Below are 19,280 nucleotides of genomic sequence, written 5' to 3'. Positions count from 1 at the left end.
CAATATGCGTATTGAAGCGCGCCAGCCTGAGCGCCGCACCCGCGACGTAGATGAAGGCGAACACCCAACCGACCTTACCCAGGTCAGTCAGCGCCCAGCTGAACACAACCACTGCCGGCGCGATACCGAAGGCAACCATATCCGACAACGAATCATACTCGGCACCGAATGCGCTCTGGGTGTTGGTCAGCCGCGCGACGCGACCGTCCAGGCCATCGAGTACCATGGCGATAAAAATGGCTACTGCCGCATGGGTAAAGTTGCCGTCCATTGCACTGACAATGGCGTAGAAGCCAGAAAACAGCGCCGCAGTAGTAAACAGGTTTGGCAGCAGATAAATGCCCTTGTGGCGAACCTTGTTGCCATCGGGCCCGGGCACCTCCTCGACGTGCTCATCAATCGGCAACAGCGTATGCGCGCCCTCTGCCTCGGTGTCTTTTGGGTTGTTCTGATGCTCTGTCATGGGATTACCTTGCAACATTGCCGGACTGAACAGTGTGGCAATTTGGCAAGCAAATAACCAGTCAGCTCCGCAGCGAGACATAAAAAAACGCGGCCCCAGGCCGCGTTTTCTTGGTCAGACCGACCGACTCAGTTCTTGGACTTGTCGACGATCTTGTTGGAAGCAATCCACGGCATCATGCCGCGCAGCTTCTCACCTACCTGCTCGATCGGGTGCGCGGCGTTGTTACGACGGGCAGCGGTCATGGACGGGTAGTTGTGAGCGCCTTCAGCGATGAACATCTTGGCGTATTCGCCGCTCTGAATGCGCTTGAGTGCGTTGCGCATCGCCGCGCGAGACTCATCGTTGATGACTTCGGGGCCAGTCACGTACTCACCGTACTCGGCGTTGTTGGAGATGGAGTAGTTCATGTTGGCGATGCCGCCTTCGTACATCAGGTCGACGATCAGCTTCAGCTCGTGCAGACACTCGAAGTAGGCCATTTCCGGTGCGTAACCCGCTTCGGTCAGGGTTTCGAAGCCGGCCTTGACCAGTTCAACCGCACCACCACACAGAACAGCCTGCTCGCCGAACAGGTCGGTTTCAGTCTCGTCCTTGAAGGTGGTTTCGATGATGCCGGTACGACCGCCGCCCACACCACTGGCGTAGGACAGGGCTACGTTCTTGGCGTTGCCGGACGCGTCCTGGAAGATCGCGATCAGGTCGGGGATGCCGCCGCCCTTAACGAACTCGGAGCGCACGGTGTGGCCCGGTGCCTTGGGAGCAATCATGATGACGTCCAGGTCAGCGCGCGGCACGATCTGGTTGTAGTGGATAGCAAAACCGTGAGCAAAAGCCAGGGTAGCGCCCTGCTTCAGGTTCGGCTCGATTTCGCTCTTGTACAGTTGAGACTGGAACTCGTCCGGGGTCAGGATCATGACCACGTCGGCAGCTGCTACAGCGGCCGGTACATCGCTGACTTTCAGACCATGTGCTTCAGCCTTGGCGATGGAGCTGGAACCAGGACGCAGACCGACGGTCACGTCAACACCGGAGTCTTTCAGGTTGCAGGCGTGCGCGTGGCCCTGCGAGCCGTAACCGATGATGGCAACTTTCTTGCCCTGGATGATGCTCAGATCACAATCTTTATCGTAATAGACTTGCATGAAGTTCCCCTGCTTACTTGTGCGGGCCGCCTGGCCCGCGATCAATTAGTTTAGATACTCAGAACCTTTTCACCACGGGCAATACCCGACACACCGGTACGTACCACTTCAAGTACCGATGTCGGCCCGATGGCCTCAATGAAGCTGTTCAGCTTGTCGCTGGTCCCAGTCAGCTGCACGGTGTACACGCTGGGCGAGACATCCACGATCTGGCCACGGAAGATGTCGGTGGTGCGCTTGACCTCGGCACGCTGTGCGCCGGTCGCCTTGATCTTGATCAGCATCAGCTCGCGCTCGATGTGCGCACCTTCAGACAGATTCACCAGCTTGACCACCTCAATCAGCTTGTTGAGGTTTTTGGTGATCTGCTCGACCACCTCATCATGGCCAACCGTGGTGAGCGTCAGACGCGACAGGGTCGGGTCTTCCGTCGGCGCCACGGTCAGGGTCTCGATATTGTAGTTACGCTGGGAGAACAACCCAACCACCCGAGACAACGCGCCCGGCTCGTTTTCCAGAAGAACGGAAATGATGTGTCTCATGTCAGGTGCGCTCCGTTTTGCTCAGCCACATATCTCGCATCGCACCACCACGAATCTGCATCGGGTATACGTGCTCGCTGGTATCCACGGCAATATCGAGGAACACCAGGCGATCCTTCATCGCAAAGGCCTCGGCCAGCTTGCTCTTGAGGTCTTTCGGGTCGGTGATACGGATACCGACGTGACCGTAGGCCTCGGCCAGCTTGACGAAGTCCGGCAGCGATTCCATGTAGGAATGCGAATAGCGACTGTTGTATTGCATGTCCTGCCATTGGCGGACCATGCCCAGCGCACCGTTGTTCAGGTTAACAATCTTCACCGGCATGTCGTACTGCAGGCAGGTGGAGAGCTCCTGAATGTTCATCTGGATACTGCCTTCACCGGTAACACAGGCAACCGTCGCCTCCGGGAAGTTCAGCTGCACACCCATGGCCGCCGGAAAACCGAAGCCCATGGTGCCCAGGCCGCCGGAGTTGATCCAGCGATTGGGCTTATCGAAGCGGTAGTACTGGGCCGCGAACATCTGGTGCTGACCTACGTCGGAGGTGATGAAGGCATCGCCGCCAGTCACTTCCCACAGCGCCTCGATCACCGCCTGCGGTTTGATGATGCTGCCGTCGCCCTTGTCATAGGGGAACAGGTCACCATCGCCACGCCATTCCTCGATCTGCTTCCACCAGGAGGCCTGGGTTTCTGCATCCGGGGTTTCGCCCATCTCTTTGTAGATGGCGAGCATCTCGGTAAGCACGCTTTCAACCGGGCCGACAATCGGGATGTCGGCCTTGACGGTCTTGGAGATCGACGCCGGGTCGATGTCGATGTGAATAACCTTGGCATTCGGGCAGAACTTGCTGGCGTCGTCACCATTGATCACGCGGTCATCAAAGCGCGCACCAACAGCCAGAATCACGTCAGCGTGATGCATGGTCAGGTTGGCGGTGTAGCTACCGTGCATGCCCAGCATGCCGACGAACTGACGGTCGGTTCCAGGGTAGGCACCAAGCCCCATCAGCGTGTTGGTAACGGGCAGGTTGAGCGCCTGGGCCAGCTCGGTCAGCGGACGCGAAGCACCACCCAGTACCACACCACCGCCGGAGTACATGACCGGACGCTTGGCTGCCAGCAGCATCTCAACCGCTTTGCGAATCTGACCGGAATGACCACGGGTTGCCGGGTTGTAGGAGCGCAGCTTGACCTTCTTCGGATAGCTGTACTCAAACTTGTCCGCCGGATTGGTCATGTCTTTCGGAATATCGATGACAACGGGACCCGGGCGGCCGGTTTGCGCCAGGTAGAACGCCTTCTTGATGACTTCCGGAATCTCGCGCGGGTCCTTGACCATGAAGCTGTGCTTCACGATGGGGCGAGACACGCCGACCATGTCGGTTTCCTGGAAGGCATCGGAACCGACCATGTTGCTCACAACCTGGCCGGAGATAACCACCATCGGAATCGAATCCATGTAGGCGGTGGCGATACCGGTTACGGTATTGGTTGCACCCGGGCCCGAGGTCACCAGCACCACCCCCGGCTTACCGGTGGCGCGCGCGTAACCGTCTGCCATGTGGGCAGCAGCCTGTTCGTGGCGGACCAGAATATGCTCTACGTCATCTTGCCGGAAAATGGCATCGTAGATATGCAAAAGGGCACCACCCGGGTACCCGTAGATATATTTAACACCCTCGTCACGCAATGAGCGGACGACCATCTCAGCGCCGGATAAAAGCTCCACTTTAGAATCACCTCTAGCATGCCACCCACCAAGGGCGGGCAGCAGGATACCTGTTTACTGCTCGGCAGCGCAGAACAACGGTGGTTGTACTGCATCAGCTTGACTACGTGCTTGAAGGCCGGCTCCTGCTGTTTCGGAACTGCCTCACCCAGCGCGAGGTAGCGCGTGCGGGTGCCAGGCCGGGCGTTGACGGGTTTCGTCTCCCGGAATGAGCAACAAAACCGCATGCCTCGGTACGGGGGTGAGCACCGGATGCAGCGGCTTATGAGAACCACGAATTGTTTACACTCGAGACTGACAAGTCAAGCCAAGTTGCAGAAAACCCCTAGCAAGGGAAGCACTGATTAATTCCGCGTGCCCTCTGGCGTTCAGGCTGGGCTGCACTCAAGGCGTGATTTCGAAGACATGCCGGGGCCTGTCGAGGAATCACAACGCAGAGTAAGGCCCAGCCTGAACGCCCCGTAGGGCGAGCGTTCAAGCATGCATCTGCGGCGTTGCACTGTGTGCCAATAGAGCCGCTATTGGCTTCACATCGCGCCTTGCATCTGCACGCTTGAGCACTCGCAGAGGGCGTGTGGAATTGATCAGTGCTTCCCAAGGGATATACCTTTGCCACAGACAGCCTGCCATACTGCAACACAGCCTCCGTTCACCGCGATAAAACAAGGAAGAAACGCATGCGCAAGATCATCATTACCGCTGTCCTCGGCCTGGCCTGCAGCAGCGCCATGGCGACGCAACTGTATCGCTGGGTAGACGAAAACGGCGTGACCCAGTTCAGCCAGCAACCACCGACCGAAGACCAGTATCAGCGCATGCAGGTCAAGCCAGCCCCAGAGCTGGGGACCGGCAGCCTCGCGCCGAAGGCCAGCTCCGACTCCGCCGAGCCGGCCGAACCAACTGAACCAGCCCCCGCAGCACAACCGACAGCAGAGCAGCAGGCCAAGCTGGCGGAATGGTGCAACGCCCTGCGCGCCAACCTGACGACCATGCAGAACAACCCGCGCCTGCGTCGCACGCTGGACGACGGTACGGTAGAACGTATTGCTGAAGATGAGCGCCAGACGATGATTGCCAAGGCGCAGGCTGACCTGCAAGAGCATTGCCAGTAAACACCAACGGGGCGTTGCGCCCCGTTGTCAGTCGACCAGCGTGCTGGCGTGTCGATCGATACGCGCCAGCACCGCCAGCAAATCTGCCTGACGGCGCCCCAGGTGCAAAAAGGCCTGTTCTCCCATGGGCCGCAGCGCACAGGGGCCCGGCAAGGACGCCCCACTCGCCAGCAACTGATTGATCCGCGGGATAAACACCCACTGCAACCACTGCTCGAAGGCCATCGTATCAGCGCAGAATGGCGCCTGACTGGCCAGTTGCTCCGCCAGCGGCGGTTCTACCGACCACAAGCCCCAGCGCCGCAACTCAGCTTCGAGATCCTGCAAGGCAGCGGCAAGTGCCGCCGACGCGCTCACAACGAGACACGCGCCCGTTGCCGTGCCTGCTCGGCACCCGCAGCGTCACCTTGCTGCTCGCGCGCCTGAGCGACCAGCTCCCAGAGCCCCGCCTGCAGAGACGGCCGCCCCGAAGCATAGGCCAGACCACGTCGCGCCAGTTGCTCTGCCTGAGCAGCATCACCCTGACTCAGGCGCACCTGAGCGAGCCGATAAAGCACCTGCGGCTCACGCGGGGCAATGCGCATGGCGCGCTCCAGGCTGGCGTTGGCACCGTTCAGGTCGCCGTTGCTTTCCTGCTGACGCGCCGTGGTGAGCAGCGCCAGCACCGGGCCATCCAACTGCTCGTCGGCCTGCAGCGCACCACTAGCGGACGCGGAGCCGACGCTGCTGCCACTGATCGGCGTCGAACTGACACCACTACTGGAGATCGCCGGCTGATTGTCCAGCGGATAGGACTGTACCGCACTGGAACCACCCTGCCCGTCCGGCACCATAACCACCACGCCACTATCGGACTGCGCCGCCGGAGCTTGCGGAGTCTGAGTGGTTACGCGCCCGGCCCCGGTACGCATATCTTCATTGGACACCGGGCGGCCGGAATCCACTACCGGAATCGCGCCGCCGGAGCCTGCGCAACCCGACAGCACGGCGATCACAGCGCCGAGTAGCGCGACTTGTCTGATGCCCATCTATTCAATCCTCTCTCATCCGTTATGCGGCGAAGGCGACAGCATACTGGCAGCGCCTCAGCGCAGCCAGTCGCGAATGGTGTCCAGCACCCGATTGGCCCCGTCACGAATCACTTCGGTATCGATCACCGGCTTGCAACCCGGGCCTGGCAGCGGCTGGTAGCCGGCACGGAAAGGTATCTCAACACTGCCCTCGCAGGATGGGTCGCTCCCCAGCCCTGTGGCAGGATCAGCCCAGGCCATGACAATCTCGGCCGGCGGCACATCCGCCAGGCTCTGCGGGTGGGCGGCGCCCATAAAGGCATTCCACACCTGCAGCGCACCGGTGGCGCCCGTCAGACGCGTGCGGTCGTTGTCGTCACGACCCACCCAGGTTACCGCCACCAGGTCGTCCGAGAAGCCGGCAAACCAGCTGTCGCGCAGATCATTAGTGGTGCCGGTCTTACCGGCCAGACGGACACTCGAAGGCACCTGATTGTAGGCCGAGCGCCCCGTCCCCTCGCGCATGACGTGCGTCATGGCCTGCTGGGTCAGGTAGATGGTTGCCGAGTCGAAGCGCTGACGCACCTCGAACGGATAACGCTTGAGCGGTTCGCCTTCTGCGGTCAGTACGTTGCGAATGGCGCGCAGCGGCGTATTGAAGCCGCCGTTAGCGATGGTCTGATACATGTCCGCCACCTGCATTGGGGTCATGGCACCGGCGCCCAGCAACATCGCCGGATAGGCGGGCCAATCATGGTCGACCCCCAACCGGCGCACGGTATTGAGCACAGTATCCACACCTACCTCTGAGCCCAAGCGCACCGCCGCCTGGTTATAGGACTTGGCCAACGCCAGATACAGCGGCACCTGGCCATGGCTCGTGCGGTCATAGTTCTGCGGGGTCCAGGTCTTGCCGGGCTCGGCCTCCAGGGTAATGGGGGCGTCGTCGATCGGCGTGATCAGCGAGTAGCGCTCAGGTTTTTCCAATGCGCTCAGGTAAATCGCCGGCTTGATCAGCGAACCAATGGGCCGCGATGCATCCAGCGCACGGTTAAAGCCCGAGAAACGCGGGTTGGCACCACCCACCACCGCAAGCACCTCACCAGTCTGCGCACCGGTCACCAGCATGGCAGCTTCCAGCGGCGTCTTGTCCGGCGTTTCACCAAAGCGCTTCAGGGTCGCCTGCACAGCGGTTTCCGCCTTGTGCTGCAGCAAGGGATCAAAGCTGGTGAAAATACGCAGGCCTTCGCTGGTCAGGTCTTCGTCGCGGTAGTCAGCTCGTAGCTGACGTTTTACCAGGTCCATAAACGCTGGGTAGCTGGTATTGGCCAGACTGCCGCCCCGGGTCACGTCCAGCGGTTTGTTCTTGGCGTCCGTCGCCTGCTGCTCGCTGATCATGCCCTGCTCGGCCATCAAGTCGAGCACCAGATTGCGTCGCGTGGTCGCCCGCTCGGGGTTGCGGCGCGGGTTGTAGTAGGACGCGCCCTTGACCATACCCACCAGCAAGGCAACCTGGTGCAGCTGCAGCTCCTGCAGTGGTTGGGCAAAGTAATACTGACTGGCCAGGCCAAAGCCGTGCACCGCGCGGTTGCCGTCCTGCCCGAGGAAGACCTCATTGAGGTAGGCCTCAAGAATCTCTTCCTTGCTGTAATGCAGCTCCAGCAACACCGCCATCATGGCCTCAAGGCCCTTGCGGATGATGTTGCGGTCGGCGGTCAGATAGAAGTTCTTGACCAACTGCTGGGTCAGGGTACTGCCGCCTTGGCGCAGACTGCCGGAGGTAAGGTTGACGAACATGGCGCGGGCAATACCTTTCGGCGATACGCCAAAGTGCTGGAAGAATTCGCGGTCTTCGACCGCCACCAGCGAATCGACCAGATAGGGCGGCGTCTGATCCAGACGAATAAGAATGCGATCTTCGTTATGGGCCGGGTAAATACCGCCGATCAGCAGTGGCTCCAGCCGCGCCATGACCAGACCCTGCGCCCCACTAATGCCAGCAACGCGGTTGCCGTCAAAGCGCACGCTCACGCGCTGAGCGCGTTCAGCGCCCTCAAAAAACTGAAAGCCGCGGGTGTACACATCGATACGGCTGCCGCCGACCGCCATTTGCCCCGGCCCGTTGGCCGCGTTGCTCTGGCGGTAGCCCAAGGCCTTGAGCTCGGTGAGAAAGTCGTCGCGGCTGAGCGAGCGCCCCGCGTACAGCTCCAGTGGGCGCGCAAACACCTTGGCCGGGACCGCCCAGCGCTTGCCGGAAAATTTCTCCTGCACAATGGCATCGAGATAGACAGCCAAAGCCCCGACCAGTACCAGGCCGACCAGACCGAGCTTGAGCAGCCAGCCCCACAGGCGGCTGCGACCGCCGGACTTTCCCTTGCCCCGCGACTTGCGTTTGTTAGCCATGTTTCCTCACGTCATTCCCCTTTCGATACCCGAGCACACCCATGCCAGGCCCTTTGCTGCGGTTGGCCTGTGACCCGCCAGACCGCATAATGTTCGCATTGCCGACCAAACAAGGAAACGTCGTGAGCCAGACCCTGTTAACTGCGCTGCAGAACCCTGACCTGTATGACCACCCGATAAGCGGTTTTACTTTGATCGAGACCCACATTTCCTGGGTGCTGCTGACCGGTGACTACGTCTACAAGGTCAAGAAGCCGGTCAACTTCGGCTTTCTCGACTATTCCTCACTCGACCAGCGCAAGCACTTCTGTCACGAAGAAGTGCGCCTAAATCGCCGCTCGGCGCCCGAGCTGTACCTGGACGTCATCGCCGTCACCGGCAGCGCCGAGGCCCCGGTGCTCGGCGGCGACGGCCCGGCTATCGAGTATCTGGTCAAGACTCGCCAGTTTCGCCAACAGGACCTGCTCAGCAACCTGCAACGTGACGGCAGCCTCACTTCCGGTCACATCGACGAGCTGGCTGGCGTGCTCGCAGGCTTCCATAGCCAGATCGACCATGCCGGGCTCGATACCCCGTTCGGTACACCGCAGCAGGTTCACGCCCCGGTGACCCAGAACTTCGAACAGATCCGGCCATTTCTGCGCGAGGCCAGAGACCTGCAACAGCTCGACGCACTGGAACAGTGGGCGAATACTACCCACCAACGGCTGATTCCCCAAATCAATGAGCGCAAGGCCGGCGGCCTGATCCGCGAATGCCATGGTGACATCTATCTGGACAACGTCACCCTGGTGGATGGACAGGTGACTCTGTTCGACTGCATCGAGTTCAACGACGCCTTCCGCTGGACCGACGTCATGGCCGACGTGGCCTTCATGAGCATGGACCTGGAAGACCGCGGCCTGCATGCCCTCTCCCAGCGGTTTGTCAGCGCCTACCTGGAGCACACCGGCGACTATCAGGGGCTGGCAGTGCTGAATTACTACAAGGCCTACCGCGCCATGGTACGCGCTAAAGTTGCGCTGTTTGGCCTGCACGATGAGATGAGCGAGCAGCAAAGGGCCGACGTGATGCAGCGCTACTATGGCTACGCCGCGCTGGCTGAAAGCTACACCGCGGTTGCGCCGCGCTTTGGCCTGCTGACCTTTGGCGTTTCCGGTAGCGGCAAGAGCACGCTGGCGGTCAAGCTGGTCGAGCAGCTAGGCGCCATTCGCCTACGCTCGGACGTTGAGCGCAAGCGCCTGTTCGGGAGTGACAACAACCCCAGCCTGGATTCTGGCCTGTACGCTCCGGCACGCAGCGAGCAGACCTATCAGCGTCTGGCCAGCCTGGCAGCGCAAACCCTGGCCAATGGTTACCCGGTGATTGTCGACGCCACCCACCTCAAGCAAAGTCAGCGTCAGCTTGTACGTGATGCGATCGAAGATCAGGGAGCGCCCTGCCTGATCCTGCATTGCGATGCGCCACCAGCGACGATTGAACGCTGGCTGACTGACCGTCAGCAGCAAGGGACCGACGTCTCGGATGCGGGCATCGAGGTGATGCGCCACCAACTGCAGGAGCTTGAAGCGCTGACTAGCGACGAAAGCGGCCTGAGCATTGCTGTCGACACCGCCAGCGAAGACGCCATGAGCGACCTGTCCGCCCAGCTTAAGCAGCGTCTGTAAGGCACGCCAGTCGGACGCTGTACGTGTGCTACAGCGCCGACTACACTGGGTTTCGGGATACCAATAACAACAGCAGACCCGACACCATGCAGCAAACAGACCTGCTCCTGCCAACGGCAGCGCTGACCAGCTCCGCCCGCATTCTGCGAGGTGCCCGCCATGGACGACGATAAACTGCTCGCCCTGCGCAATGTGGGCAAGACCTCCAGTCAGTGGCTGCACGCCACCGGCATCCACACCCCAGAACAATTACGCCAACTTGGCCCGGTAGCTGCCTACCTGGCCGTGCGCGCGCGCGGCTTCAACGCATCCAAAGCATTGCTGTTTGCCATTGCCGGCGCGTTGCAAGATGTGCACTGGAACGACCTGGAACCTACCTACAAACGGCAGTTGCTAGAGCAGCTGGCGCAGGCCGGAGACGCCGATTAAGCGACCTGGCTCACACAGCGGCTGCCACCCAGGGGGCAAGCCGGTATTTCTGTTGACGGCATCCTGTCCCGCTGGGGTAATGTAAACCAGAGACCTGCCAACAGCTGTAGGCTAGACAAAAAAGGAATTCTGCCATGTACCTGATCGGTGACCAGCCACCCTACGCCGAGAAACTCATCAACACGCTGCAAGGCATCCCCCAGCAGCTACTCGAAAACCTCGAACCCTGCGGGGCACCGATCGAGCTGGGCGCGGTAGCAGACCTGTACAACCACATCAGCTCCGCGCAACTATACCTGCTGCAAAGCGGCCTGCTGCACGCACAGATCGACGGCAAACCGCTGTTCTATATTCAAGAGGGTGACCTTATCGGCCTGCGTCAGGGCCTGAACGCCGCGCCTTGCACCTACCTGAGTGAAGAGCCTCTGATTCTGGTCCCCTACGACCGCGAAGCGCTGTTCAAGCATATCCACGCCGACAGCCGTCGCCAGGAGCAGTTTACCCAGTACATCCTGGGCCAGGCCGCGCTGATGTCAGACGCCTTGGCGCACAACAAACAGCCGGAAGTCCGCCCGGTCACCGGGTTCCAGCATTTCGCCCCGGGCGCCGAGCTGATCCGCCAGGGTGACGAGGCCGATCACGTCTTTATCATCACCGAAGGCCACGCCGAGGCGTTCGTTGAAGGCATCAAGGTTGGTGACGTGCAAAAAGACGAGATTTTCGGTGCCATGGCGCTGTTTACCCGCGAGAAACGCTCCGCCACGGTGATCGCCAGCGTAGCAACCACAGTCATGATGATTCCCAAGGAGCAGTTCCTGGCACTGATGCAAAGCAACCCGCGCATTGCCCACAGCCTGATCGAGAGCATGGCGCGTCGCATCGACCTGATGAACAAGGAACTCACCCACTACAAACAGCTGGATGAAAAATAATGTGAAGCAGCGCTTGACTCCTTAATGATAATCATTATTATTAGCAACAAGTCATCGCGAGATGGCTTCCGATAACAGATTGTCGTGAGACAAACGGTTATCTCCTCATCAGGCTAATCACGGATTTCGCCCGCTCATTGAGCGGGCATTTTTTTGCCCGCCGCTTGCCCCTCTTCGACCCGCCAGACCGCGAATTGCCAAAGCGTTCTCAGTTCCCCGGCACTTAAACAAAAATAATTCCCATTTACTGTTGACGCACAAATGATAAGCGCTATCATTAGCAGCAAGTCATCGCGAGATGGCTTCGGATAACAGCTTGTCGCGAGACAATCGGTTATCTCCTCATCAGGCTAATCACGGATTTTGCCCGCTCATTGAGCGGGCATTTTTTTGCGCGTAGAAAACCAAATAAAAAACGCCGCTGGGTTTCCCGCAGCGGCGTTCATGGTTTTCACCACAGGGTCAGGTTTCGGGTGCCCCCTGTTGCGCTGCCGCTGCCTGGTCGGCAAAGTCTCCACCGCCCAGTGCACGGTACAACGTGATCTCGCTCAGCAACTGGCTCAAACGATCAGAGATCACGCCCTGGCGCGCTTCAAACAGCTGGCGCTGGGCGTCCAGCAAGGTCAGGTAGCTGTCCACGCCGATGTTATAGCGCCGGTCAGCCAGCCGGAAGTACTCCTCGGAGGCCTCAAGCAGGGCACGCTGGGCCTCCAGCTGGTCAACATAGGTTTCCCTTGCCTCCAGACCATCAGCCACTTCGCGGAAGGCGTTCTGAATGACCCCTTCATACTGGGCAATCTGCTGGTTACGGCTGATTTCAGCGTAATCCAGGCTGGCTTTCAGCGCCCCTGCGCGGAAGATCGGTACGCTGATACTGGGCGAAAAGGTCCAGTACTCCGAACCACTGCCAAGCAGATCCGACAGGTCACTGCTGGCACTGCCCGCTGCACCAGTGAGGCTGATACTCGGGAAAAAGGCCGCCTTGGCCGCGCCAATACTGGCGTTAACGCCCAGCAGCTGATGCTCGGCCTGCAGCACATCAGGACGCTGATACAGCACCTCAGACGACAGCCCGACCGGCAGCTCGGCCAGCACCGGGTCATCCAGCAGCATCGGATTACCCGCGGTGGCGGACCAGGGCTGGCCCACCAACACCGTCAAGGCATTACGATCCTGCGCTACCTGGCGCCGATAGCGGGCCAACGCCGCACGGGCTGACTCTACCGCCGTGCGCGCCTGGGCAAGCTCCAGACTGGATGCGACCCCTACCTCATTGCTGCGCTTGGTCAGCGCGTAGCTTTCTTCGTAGGTTTTCAGCGTGTCGGCCGTCATATCCAGCAACGCCTGGTCGGCCTGCAGCGTCAGGTAAGTGCTGGCGACATCTGCCACCAGGCTGATCTGCACACCGCGCCGCGCCTCATCGCTGGCCAGAAAATCCTGCAACGCCTGTTCGCGCAGGCTGCGGATACGTCCGAACAGGTCCAGCTCCCAGGACAGCCCCAAGGTGGCCATGTACTGGCTGTTGATGCTGCTGTCACCGCTGCTGGAGAGGTCCGCCGGCGTACGAGTGCGCGTGCCGTTGCCGTTCACATCCACTTGCGGATACAGCTCCGCCCCCTGGATGTCATACAACGCCCGATTGGCTTCGACGTTCAGCGCAGCCACCCGCAGATCACGGTTGTTCTCCAGCGCCAGGCCTATCAGGCGCTGAAGCTCCGGGTCCTTGAAAAAACTGCGCCAGCCGATCACCTGCGTTTGCTGCAGGTTGCTATCCACGCCCTCGGTCCAGTTGGCAGGTACCGGCGCCATCGAGCGCTGATAATCGGGGATCAGCGAACAGCCGCTCAGCGCAGCCAGTACCGTCAGGCTCAATACGCCGCGTTTCACTGTGAAGTCTCCGTTGATTTCGCTTTCGCGCCTTTGCGCTCGGTAAACAGGGTAGTCACCATCACATAGAACAGCGGCACCCAGAAAATCGCCAGTACGGTGGCACTCAGCATGCCGCCAATTACCCCGGTACCGATAGCATGGGAGCTGCCAGCCCCTGCACCGGAGGCCAGCGCCAGCGGCACGACGCCAAGCGTAAAGGCCAGCGATGTCATGACGATCGGTCGCAGACGCAGGCGGCAAGCCTCTACCGCCGCCTCAACAATGCCCATACCCTCTTCGTGCAGATCCTTGGCGAACTCGACGATCAGGATCGCGTTCTTGGCCGTCAAGCCGATGGTCGTCAACAGCCCCACCTGGAAGAACACGTCATTCGACAAGCCACGCCCCAGGGTTGCCAACAGCGCACCGATCACGCCCAGCGGCACCACCAGCATTACCGCCATCGGAATCGACCAGCTCTCATACAGGGCCGCCAGGCAGAGGAATACGACGATCAGCGACAGCGCATAGAGAGCCGGTGCCTGGTCTCCTGACAGCCGCTCCTCATAGGATAAGCCGGTCCAGGACACACCAATGCCCGCAGGCAGCTCCTGAGCAAGTCGCTCAATTTCGGCCATGGCGTCACCGGTGCTGTACCCCGGCGCCGGCTCGCCCTGAATTTCCATCGCTGGCACACCGTTGTAACGCGACAGCTTGGGCGACCCGTAAACCCACTCACCGGTGGCGAAGGCGCTGAACGGCACCATCTCACCGCTGCTGTTGCGCACGTACCACTTCTGCAGGTCCTCGGGATTCATCCGCGCCTCAGCCTCACCCTGCAGGTAGACCTTCTTCACGCGTCCACGATCGATAAAGTCGTTGACGTAGCTCGAGCCCCAGGCAATGGACAGGGTCTGATTGATATCGCTCAACGACAGTCCCAGTGCGCTGGCCTTTTCATCATCAACCCGCAGCTGGAACTGCGGCTGGTCATCCTGGCCATTAGGCCGCACGTTGGCCAGCATCGGGTTCTGCGCCGACATGCCCAGCAGCTGATTGCGCGCCTGCATCAGAGTGTCGTGGCCAACACCCGCGTTGTCTTGCAGGTACAGGTTAAAGCCGGTGGCTGTACCCAGCTCCATCACCGCCGGCGGTGCAAACGCAAAGACCATAGCGTCGCGGAAGCCGGAAAAATGCTGCTGGGCTCGCTCGGCCAGCGCAAACACACTCAGCTCCGGCGTGGGGCGCTCCTCCCAAGGTTTCAGGCCGATAAAGGCCAGACCGGCATTTTGTCCACGCCCGGCAAAGTTGAAGCCGGTAACCGTGAACACCGAGTTCACCGTGTCGGACTCCTCCTCCAGCAGATAGGTACGCATCGCATCAACCGTCTGCTGAGTGCGCTCGGCACTCGACCCCACCGGCGCCTGGACCTGGGCATAGAGTACGCCTTGATCTTCGTCTGGCAGGAAGGAGGTTGGCAGGCGGGTGAACAGAAACGCCATTAACCCAACAATCACCACATACAGCAGCAGGTAAGGCGCCTTGCGCTGCAAGATCGCCGCCACGCTGCTCTCGTAGCGAGAAACGCCGCGATCAAACGTGCGGTTAAACCAGCCGAAGAAACCACGTTTCTCGTGCGTATGCCCTTTCTCGATCGGTTTGAGAATGGTGGCACACAGCGCCGGCGTAAAGATCAGCGCCACCAACACCGACAACAGCATGGCCGAGGCGATGGTGATTGAGAACTGTCGATAGATCACACCGGTCGAGCCGCCAAAGAATGCCATCGGCAGGAACACCGCCGAGAGCACCAGGCCGATGCCGACCAGCGCTCCCTGAATCTGTCCCATCGAGCGACGGGTCGCCTCCAGCGGCGACAGTCCCTCTTCGGCCATCACCCGTTCGACGTTTTCCACCACCACGATGGCGTCATCCACCAGCAGACCGATGGCTAGCACCATCGCAAACATGGTCAGGATGTTGATGCTAAAACCAAAGGCCGACAGCAGGCCGAAGGTACCCAGCAGAACCACCGGCACAGCCAGGGTCGGGATCAGCGTCGCGCGGAAGTTCTGCAGGAACAGATACATCACCAGAAACACCAGCACCACGGCTTCAAACAGGGTATGCACCACACCCATGATCGATTCGGAAACCACCGGGGAGGTGTCGTAGGGGAACACCACCTTCATCCCCTCGGGGAAGAACGGTTCCAGCTCAGCGATGGTTTGGCGCACGCCGCGAGCAGTATCCAGCGCATTGGCACCGGTCGCCAGCTTGATCGCCATACCCGATGCCGGCATACCATTGTACAGGGCGGAGATGCTCGCATCCTGCGCGCCCAGTTCCACCTGCGCCACATCCCCCAGACGTACCTGGGAGCCATCGGTCTGCACCTTCAGCAAAATCTCGCGAAACTGCTCAGGTGTCTGCAGCCGGGTTTTACTGAGAATGGTCGCATTGAGCTGTTGACCGGGTACCGCCGGCAGACCACCAAACTGACCCGCAGACACTTGGACGTTCTGCGCCTGAATCGCCGTGCTGACATCGCCGGGCGTCAGTTTGAAGCTGTTCAGCTTGGCCGGATCCAGCCAGATACGCATGGCGTAGGGCGCACCAAACACCTGAAAGTCACCGACGCCCTGGGTGCGCGAGATCGGGTCCTGGATGTTGGAGACGATGTAGTCGGCCAGGTCAAAACGGTCCATGCTGCCGTCTTCGGATACCACACCAATCACCATCAGGAAGTTGCGCACGGCCTTGGTAACGCGGATACCCTGCTGCTGAACCTCCTGGGGCAACAGCGGCGTGGCCAGCTGCAGCTTGTTCTGCACCTGTACTTGGGCAATATCCGGATCAACCCCCTGGTCGAAGGTAACGGTGATGCTCATGCTGCCATCGGAGTTGCTCTCCGAGGAGATGTAGCGCAAGCCATCGATCCCGTTGAGCTGCTGTTCGATGACCTGCACCACGGTGTCCTGCACCGTTTGCGCAGAGGCCCCCGGATAGGAGACCGAAATACCCACAGCCGGCGGCGCGATGCTGGGGTACTGGTTGATCGGCAGCTTGAGGATGGCCAGACCACCCACCAGCATGATGACCAGCGCGATGACCCACGCAAAGATCGGCCGGTCAATAAAGAAGCGCGACATAATTAGTTTCCTTACTGGGCGGCGGGCGCGGACACGTTACCGGCAGGTTCAACCTTGACGCTGGCACCCGGACGCACAAACTGCAGCCCTTCGGTGATCAGGCGGTCTCCCTCATTCAAACCAGAGCTGATCAGCCAGCGATTGCCAACGGTGCGCTCGGTCACGACATTGCGCACTTCAACCTTGTCGTCGGCATTGACGACCATGGCAGTGGCGTTACCACGCGGCGTGCGGGTGATGCCCTGTTGCGGCGCGAGGATGGCGTCACTCTTGGCGCCAGCCACCAACTCCGCATGCACAAACATGCCCGGCAGCAACAGGCGGTCCGGGTTGGGGAACACCGCGCGCAGGGTCACCGAGCCGGTGCCCTCGTCCACGCTGACCTCAGAGAACTCCAGACTGCCCTGCTCGGCGTAGGTGCTGCCGTCTTCCAGGGTCAGACTGACAGCGGCGGCGTTATCACCGGCCTTCTGCAGGCGCCCGGCTTCCAGGTCGCGGCGCAGGTTCAACATTTCACGCGAGGATTGGGTGATGTCGACGTAGATCGGATCCAGTTGCTGGATGGTCGCCAGTTGCTGGCTCTGGCCACTGGTGACCAGCGCGCCTTCACTGACCGCAGAACGGCCAATGCGACCGCTGATCGGCGCCAGCACCTTGGTGTAGCGCACGTTGATGCGAGCCTCGTCCAGCGCGGCCTGGGCCTGCAAACCGGCGGCGCGGGCCTCATCAAACTCCTGCTGACTGACCGCGTTCTCCTTGACCAGAATGCCGTATCGTTCCGCCAACGAGCGTGTGGAGAGGCTGCTTGCCTCCGCGCTCTTCAGGGCTGCCTGGTAGACATCGTCATCAATCTGATAGAGCTGCTGCCCTTCCTCAACCTCAGCCCCTTCCTCGAACAGGCGCTTTTCCAGAATGCCGTTGACCTGCGGGCGAACCTCCGCGACGCGATAGGCCGCTGTGCGGCCAGGCAAATCATTGGTCAGCAAGAAATGCTCGGCCTTGAGCGTGACCACGCCCACGGTTGGCGTCTGCTGCTGTTGTTGCTGGTCGGCCTGCTGCTCCGACTCCTGACAAGCGGCTAGCAGCACGGTGGAAATAAGTAACGGCAGCAGAGCAGCACGCGCGGGCTTCATCGGCATGGAAAGACCTCGTGGAAAACCGGTTTTGACTGATTTTGCAAATGCCCCCAAGAATAAGGCAGAGGCACGAGTGATTGGGGCACAATATACTTACATTCACACCTGTCTGTAAATCAATTTGGCGCTACGCTAACATTAGCTCACAAGTTGATTCCGGGCCGGCCAATATAGGCTCCCCACCCTGCGAGACTCGCCATGGTAAGACGCACCAAAGAAGAAGCCTTTGAAACCCGAGAGAGCATTCTGGACGCCGCCGAGCAGTGCTTTCATCACAAGGGCGTCTCGCGCACCTCACTGAGCGAGATCGCTCAGGCAGCTGGCGTTACCCGAGGCGCCATTTATTGGCACTTTCAGGACAAGGCAGACCTGTTGGATGCCCTGTTTCAGCGCATTCAGATGCCACTGGAAGAACTCAACCAGAAAAGCCAGGATGCCAGCGCCAGCGACCCGCTCGAGCGCTTCAGCAAACTGCTGATCACCGTGTTGCAACGCCTGGAAGCAGACCCCACAGCGCGCCGGGTAAACGAGATTCTGCTGCTCAAGTGTGACTATATCGAGGAGCCTTGTGGACAAAAGAGTCACCTGCAACGAATGAGCCAGCACCACGACGACAATCTGCGCAACACCCTGCAGCTGGCCATCGCCTCTGGCGAACTACCTGACGACCTGGACCTGGAACTGGCCCTGTTCTGCGCCCACGGTTTTATCTACGGCGTACTGCACCAGTGGCTGATGCACCCCTCGCGCTTGAGCCTGGTGGAGCGCGCCCATGAGGTAGCGGCCACGCTGCTGGAGATGCTGCGCAGCAGCCCGCACCTGCGCCTAAATCAGTCGGCGCAGTAGTCACGCGTCGGCGTGGCTGGCGTCAACCAGAGATAATCGGCTTGCTGCTCTGACGGCAACGGCGCATCCCCTACCTCCTGCAACTGCAGCACCAGCGGCGGCACCTGCTGTGCGGGCCAGTGCAGCGGCACGCCCAGGTCGCGACGCGCGTGGTAGTTACCCGCCAGCAGCAGCGCCGGAGCAGGCGCGCCCGCCAGGGCCGCCGCCATCGCCTGGTCACGCGCCTGCTGAATCGACAGCATGGCCTGCACCTGCTGCGCGTCAATCCGGCCACAATGACTGGCCTCGATGGTGTCGCTCAATTGCCGCCGAGCATCAGCTGTGTAACGTTCGTTCAGCGGTTGTGGCGCGCGGTACAGCGCCATCATGCTGTCCCTGTCCAGGTTGGCCGCCAGCAACTGCGCCGGGACCGCCAGCCCCCAGCGCACCAACGGCCCATACATGGCCCAGTCCCAGCCGGCTTGCCATTCCAGTTGCCTTTGCAGGGCCTTGTCGTCGGGCAACACCCTGCCCTGCAACGCCGCAACAGCAGCTTGCTGAGCAGGCTGCAGCATCTCCAGCAACAGCGATTGCTGCGGGCGAGCGGCCTGCAATTGCTGCAGCAACCAAAGCTGCAGGCGGTGATGATCGGGGTTGTCGTGCTGCTCACCGACGACCACGTGGGGAGCAGTCGCCAGCCGCTTGACCAATGCCTGCGGGCTGATCCAGCGTTGCTCGGCGGTTACCCAGACTTGCCCGACATGCGGCTGATCAAGCCCTTCGGCGCCCTGCCACCGCGGCAAAGGCGCGGCACAGGCCGACAGGGCCAGCAGCAAAGCCAGCACGATAGCCTTCATAACGCC

At 60.7% G+C, this 19,280-nt stretch carries 16 protein-coding genes (1 of these 16 cut by a window edge); 5 read left to right on the top strand and 11 right to left on the bottom strand.

Features of this window, described 5'->3' with window-relative positions; translation table 11 throughout:
* The 4 genes from pssA to HV822_RS11915 form a co-directional block, all read right to left on the bottom strand.
* A protein-coding gene (gene pssA, locus HV822_RS11930; RefSeq protein ID WP_238870276.1) for a CDP-diacylglycerol--serine O-phosphatidyltransferase crosses the window boundary here: on the bottom strand, window positions 1-463 show its 5' portion. The gene continues 362 nt to the left of window position 1, outside the view; 463 of the gene's 825 nt are visible here — the first part of the coding sequence; the start codon lies at window positions 461-463; its stop codon lies off the left edge, out of view.
* A 128-nt stretch (window positions 464-591) separates the two neighbouring features.
* Window positions 592-1,608 carry a ketol-acid reductoisomerase gene (gene ilvC, locus HV822_RS11925; RefSeq protein ID WP_238870274.1) on the bottom strand — a complete coding sequence of 339 codons (1,017 nt, stop codon included), beginning with the start codon at window positions 1,606-1,608 and terminating at the stop codon, window positions 592-594.
* A gap of 50 nt (window positions 1,609-1,658) precedes the next feature.
* Window positions 1,659-2,150: an acetolactate synthase small subunit gene (gene ilvN, locus HV822_RS11920; RefSeq protein ID WP_238870272.1), complete on the bottom strand. Its 492-nt coding sequence runs from the start codon at window positions 2,148-2,150 to the stop codon at window positions 1,659-1,661.
* A 1-nt stretch (window position 2,151) separates the two neighbouring features.
* Window positions 2,152-3,882 (bottom strand): acetolactate synthase 3 large subunit, encoded by a 1,731-nt coding sequence (locus tag HV822_RS11915; protein WP_238870271.1) that lies wholly within the window; start codon window positions 3,880-3,882, stop codon window positions 2,152-2,154.
* Window positions 3,883-4,559: 677 nt separating this feature from the next.
* Here HV822_RS11915 and HV822_RS11910 point away from each other — a divergent pair.
* Entirely contained in the window at window positions 4,560-4,994 is a 435-nt protein-coding gene (locus tag HV822_RS11910; RefSeq protein WP_238870269.1) for a DUF4124 domain-containing protein, read from the top strand.
* Between the two features lie 27 nt (window positions 4,995-5,021).
* On the opposite strand, the gene HV822_RS11905 is transcribed toward HV822_RS11910, so the two are convergent.
* From HV822_RS11905 to mrcB, 3 genes are all read right to left on the bottom strand, one after another.
* A complete protein-coding gene (locus HV822_RS11905; RefSeq protein WP_238870267.1) occupies window positions 5,022-5,351 on the bottom strand; it encodes a YqcC family protein in 330 nt (109 codons plus the stop codon).
* Window positions 5,348-6,016 (bottom strand): tetratricopeptide repeat protein, encoded by a 669-nt coding sequence (locus HV822_RS11900; protein WP_238873596.1) that lies wholly within the window; start codon window positions 6,014-6,016, stop codon window positions 5,348-5,350. Before HV822_RS11900 ends, HV822_RS11905 begins: the two co-directional genes overlap by 4 nt.
* 63 nt (window positions 6,017-6,079) lie before the next feature.
* Window positions 6,080-8,407: a penicillin-binding protein 1B gene (mrcB, locus tag HV822_RS11895; protein ID WP_238870266.1), complete on the bottom strand. Its 2,328-nt coding sequence runs from the start codon at window positions 8,405-8,407 to the stop codon at window positions 6,080-6,082.
* 122 nt (window positions 8,408-8,529) lie between these two features.
* Here mrcB and HV822_RS11890 point away from each other — a divergent pair, with 122 nt between their 5' ends.
* The 3 genes from HV822_RS11890 (at window position 8,530) to HV822_RS11880 (ending at window position 11,435) form a co-directional block, all read left to right on the top strand.
* Window positions 8,530-10,074, top strand: a complete 1,545-nt coding sequence (locus HV822_RS11890; protein ID WP_238870264.1) for a bifunctional aminoglycoside phosphotransferase/ATP-binding protein — start codon at window positions 8,530-8,532, stop codon at window positions 10,072-10,074.
* Window positions 10,075-10,233: 159 nt separating this feature from the next.
* A complete protein-coding gene (locus HV822_RS11885) occupies window positions 10,234-10,503 on the top strand; it encodes a TfoX/Sxy family protein (RefSeq protein ID WP_238870262.1) in 270 nt (89 codons plus the stop codon).
* 134 nt (window positions 10,504-10,637) lie between these two features.
* Window positions 10,638-11,435: a cyclic nucleotide-binding domain-containing protein gene (locus HV822_RS11880; protein ID WP_238870261.1), complete on the top strand. Its 798-nt coding sequence runs from the start codon at window positions 10,638-10,640 to the stop codon at window positions 11,433-11,435.
* Between the two features lie 462 nt (window positions 11,436-11,897).
* Here HV822_RS11880 and HV822_RS11875 read toward each other — a convergent pair whose 3' ends face one another.
* The 3 genes from HV822_RS11875 to HV822_RS11865 are packed head-to-tail and all read right to left on the bottom strand — an operon-like array spanning window position 11,898 to window position 17,595.
* A complete protein-coding gene (locus HV822_RS11875; protein WP_238870260.1) occupies window positions 11,898-13,322 on the bottom strand; it encodes an efflux transporter outer membrane subunit in 1,425 nt (474 codons plus the stop codon).
* Window positions 13,319-16,456: an efflux RND transporter permease subunit gene (locus tag HV822_RS11870; protein ID WP_238870259.1), complete on the bottom strand. Its 3,138-nt coding sequence runs from the start codon at window positions 16,454-16,456 to the stop codon at window positions 13,319-13,321. Before HV822_RS11870 ends, HV822_RS11875 begins: the two co-directional genes overlap by 4 nt.
* Window positions 16,457-16,467: 11 nt before the next feature.
* Window positions 16,468-17,595, bottom strand: coding sequence for an efflux RND transporter periplasmic adaptor subunit (locus HV822_RS11865; protein WP_238870257.1), 1,128 nt, complete (start codon window positions 17,593-17,595; stop codon window positions 16,468-16,470).
* A 195-nt stretch (window positions 17,596-17,790) separates the two neighbouring features.
* On the opposite strand from HV822_RS11865, the gene HV822_RS11860 reads away from it, so the two are divergent.
* A complete protein-coding gene (locus HV822_RS11860) occupies window positions 17,791-18,438 on the top strand; it encodes a TetR family transcriptional regulator (protein ID WP_238870256.1) in 648 nt (215 codons plus the stop codon).
* On the opposite strand, the gene HV822_RS11855 is transcribed toward HV822_RS11860, so the two are convergent.
* The gene (locus HV822_RS11855; RefSeq protein ID WP_238870254.1) at window positions 18,423-19,274 is read right to left on the bottom strand and encodes a ChaN family lipoprotein; all 852 of its coding nucleotides are present in this window, start codon (window positions 19,272-19,274) and stop codon (window positions 18,423-18,425) included. The genes HV822_RS11860 and HV822_RS11855 overlap by 16 nt on opposite strands.
* Window positions 19,275-19,280: the final 6 nt, after the last annotated feature.

It is taken from the genome of Halopseudomonas maritima (assembly GCF_021545785.1).
Taxonomy (GTDB): Bacteria; Pseudomonadota; Gammaproteobacteria; order Pseudomonadales; family Pseudomonadaceae; genus Halopseudomonas; species Halopseudomonas maritima.
This window is presented reverse-complemented; position numbering and strand designations above follow the sequence as displayed.

Bases quoted from the DNA above. Each gene is read 5' to 3' on its own strand.
- ilvC (WP_238870274.1), bottom strand. From the start codon at position 1,608: ATGCAAGTCTATTACGATAAAGATTGTGATCTGAGCATCATCCAGGGC.
- ilvN (WP_238870272.1), bottom strand. From the start codon at position 2,150: ATGAGACACATCATTTCCGTTCTTCTGGAAAACGAGCCGGGCGCGTTG.
- HV822_RS11910 (WP_238870269.1), top strand. From the start codon at position 4,560: ATGCGCAAGATCATCATTACCGCTGTCCTCGGCCTGGCCTGCAGCAGC.
- mrcB (WP_238870266.1), bottom strand. From the start codon at position 8,407: ATGGCTAACAAACGCAAGTCGCGGGGCAAGGGAAAGTCCGGCGGTCGC.
- HV822_RS11885 (WP_238870262.1), top strand. From the start codon at position 10,234: ATGGACGACGATAAACTGCTCGCCCTGCGCAATGTGGGCAAGACCTCC.
- HV822_RS11880 (WP_238870261.1), top strand. From the start codon at position 10,638: ATGTACCTGATCGGTGACCAGCCACCCTACGCCGAGAAACTCATCAAC.
- HV822_RS11870 (WP_238870259.1), bottom strand. From the start codon at position 16,456: ATGTCGCGCTTCTTTATTGACCGGCCGATCTTTGCGTGGGTCATCGCG.
- HV822_RS11865 (WP_238870257.1), bottom strand. From the start codon at position 17,595: ATGCCGATGAAGCCCGCGCGTGCTGCTCTGCTGCCGTTACTTATTTCC.
- HV822_RS11860 (WP_238870256.1), top strand. From the start codon at position 17,791: ATGGTAAGACGCACCAAAGAAGAAGCCTTTGAAACCCGAGAGAGCATT.
- HV822_RS11855 (WP_238870254.1), bottom strand. From the start codon at position 19,274: ATGAAGGCTATCGTGCTGGCTTTGCTGCTGGCCCTGTCGGCCTGTGCC.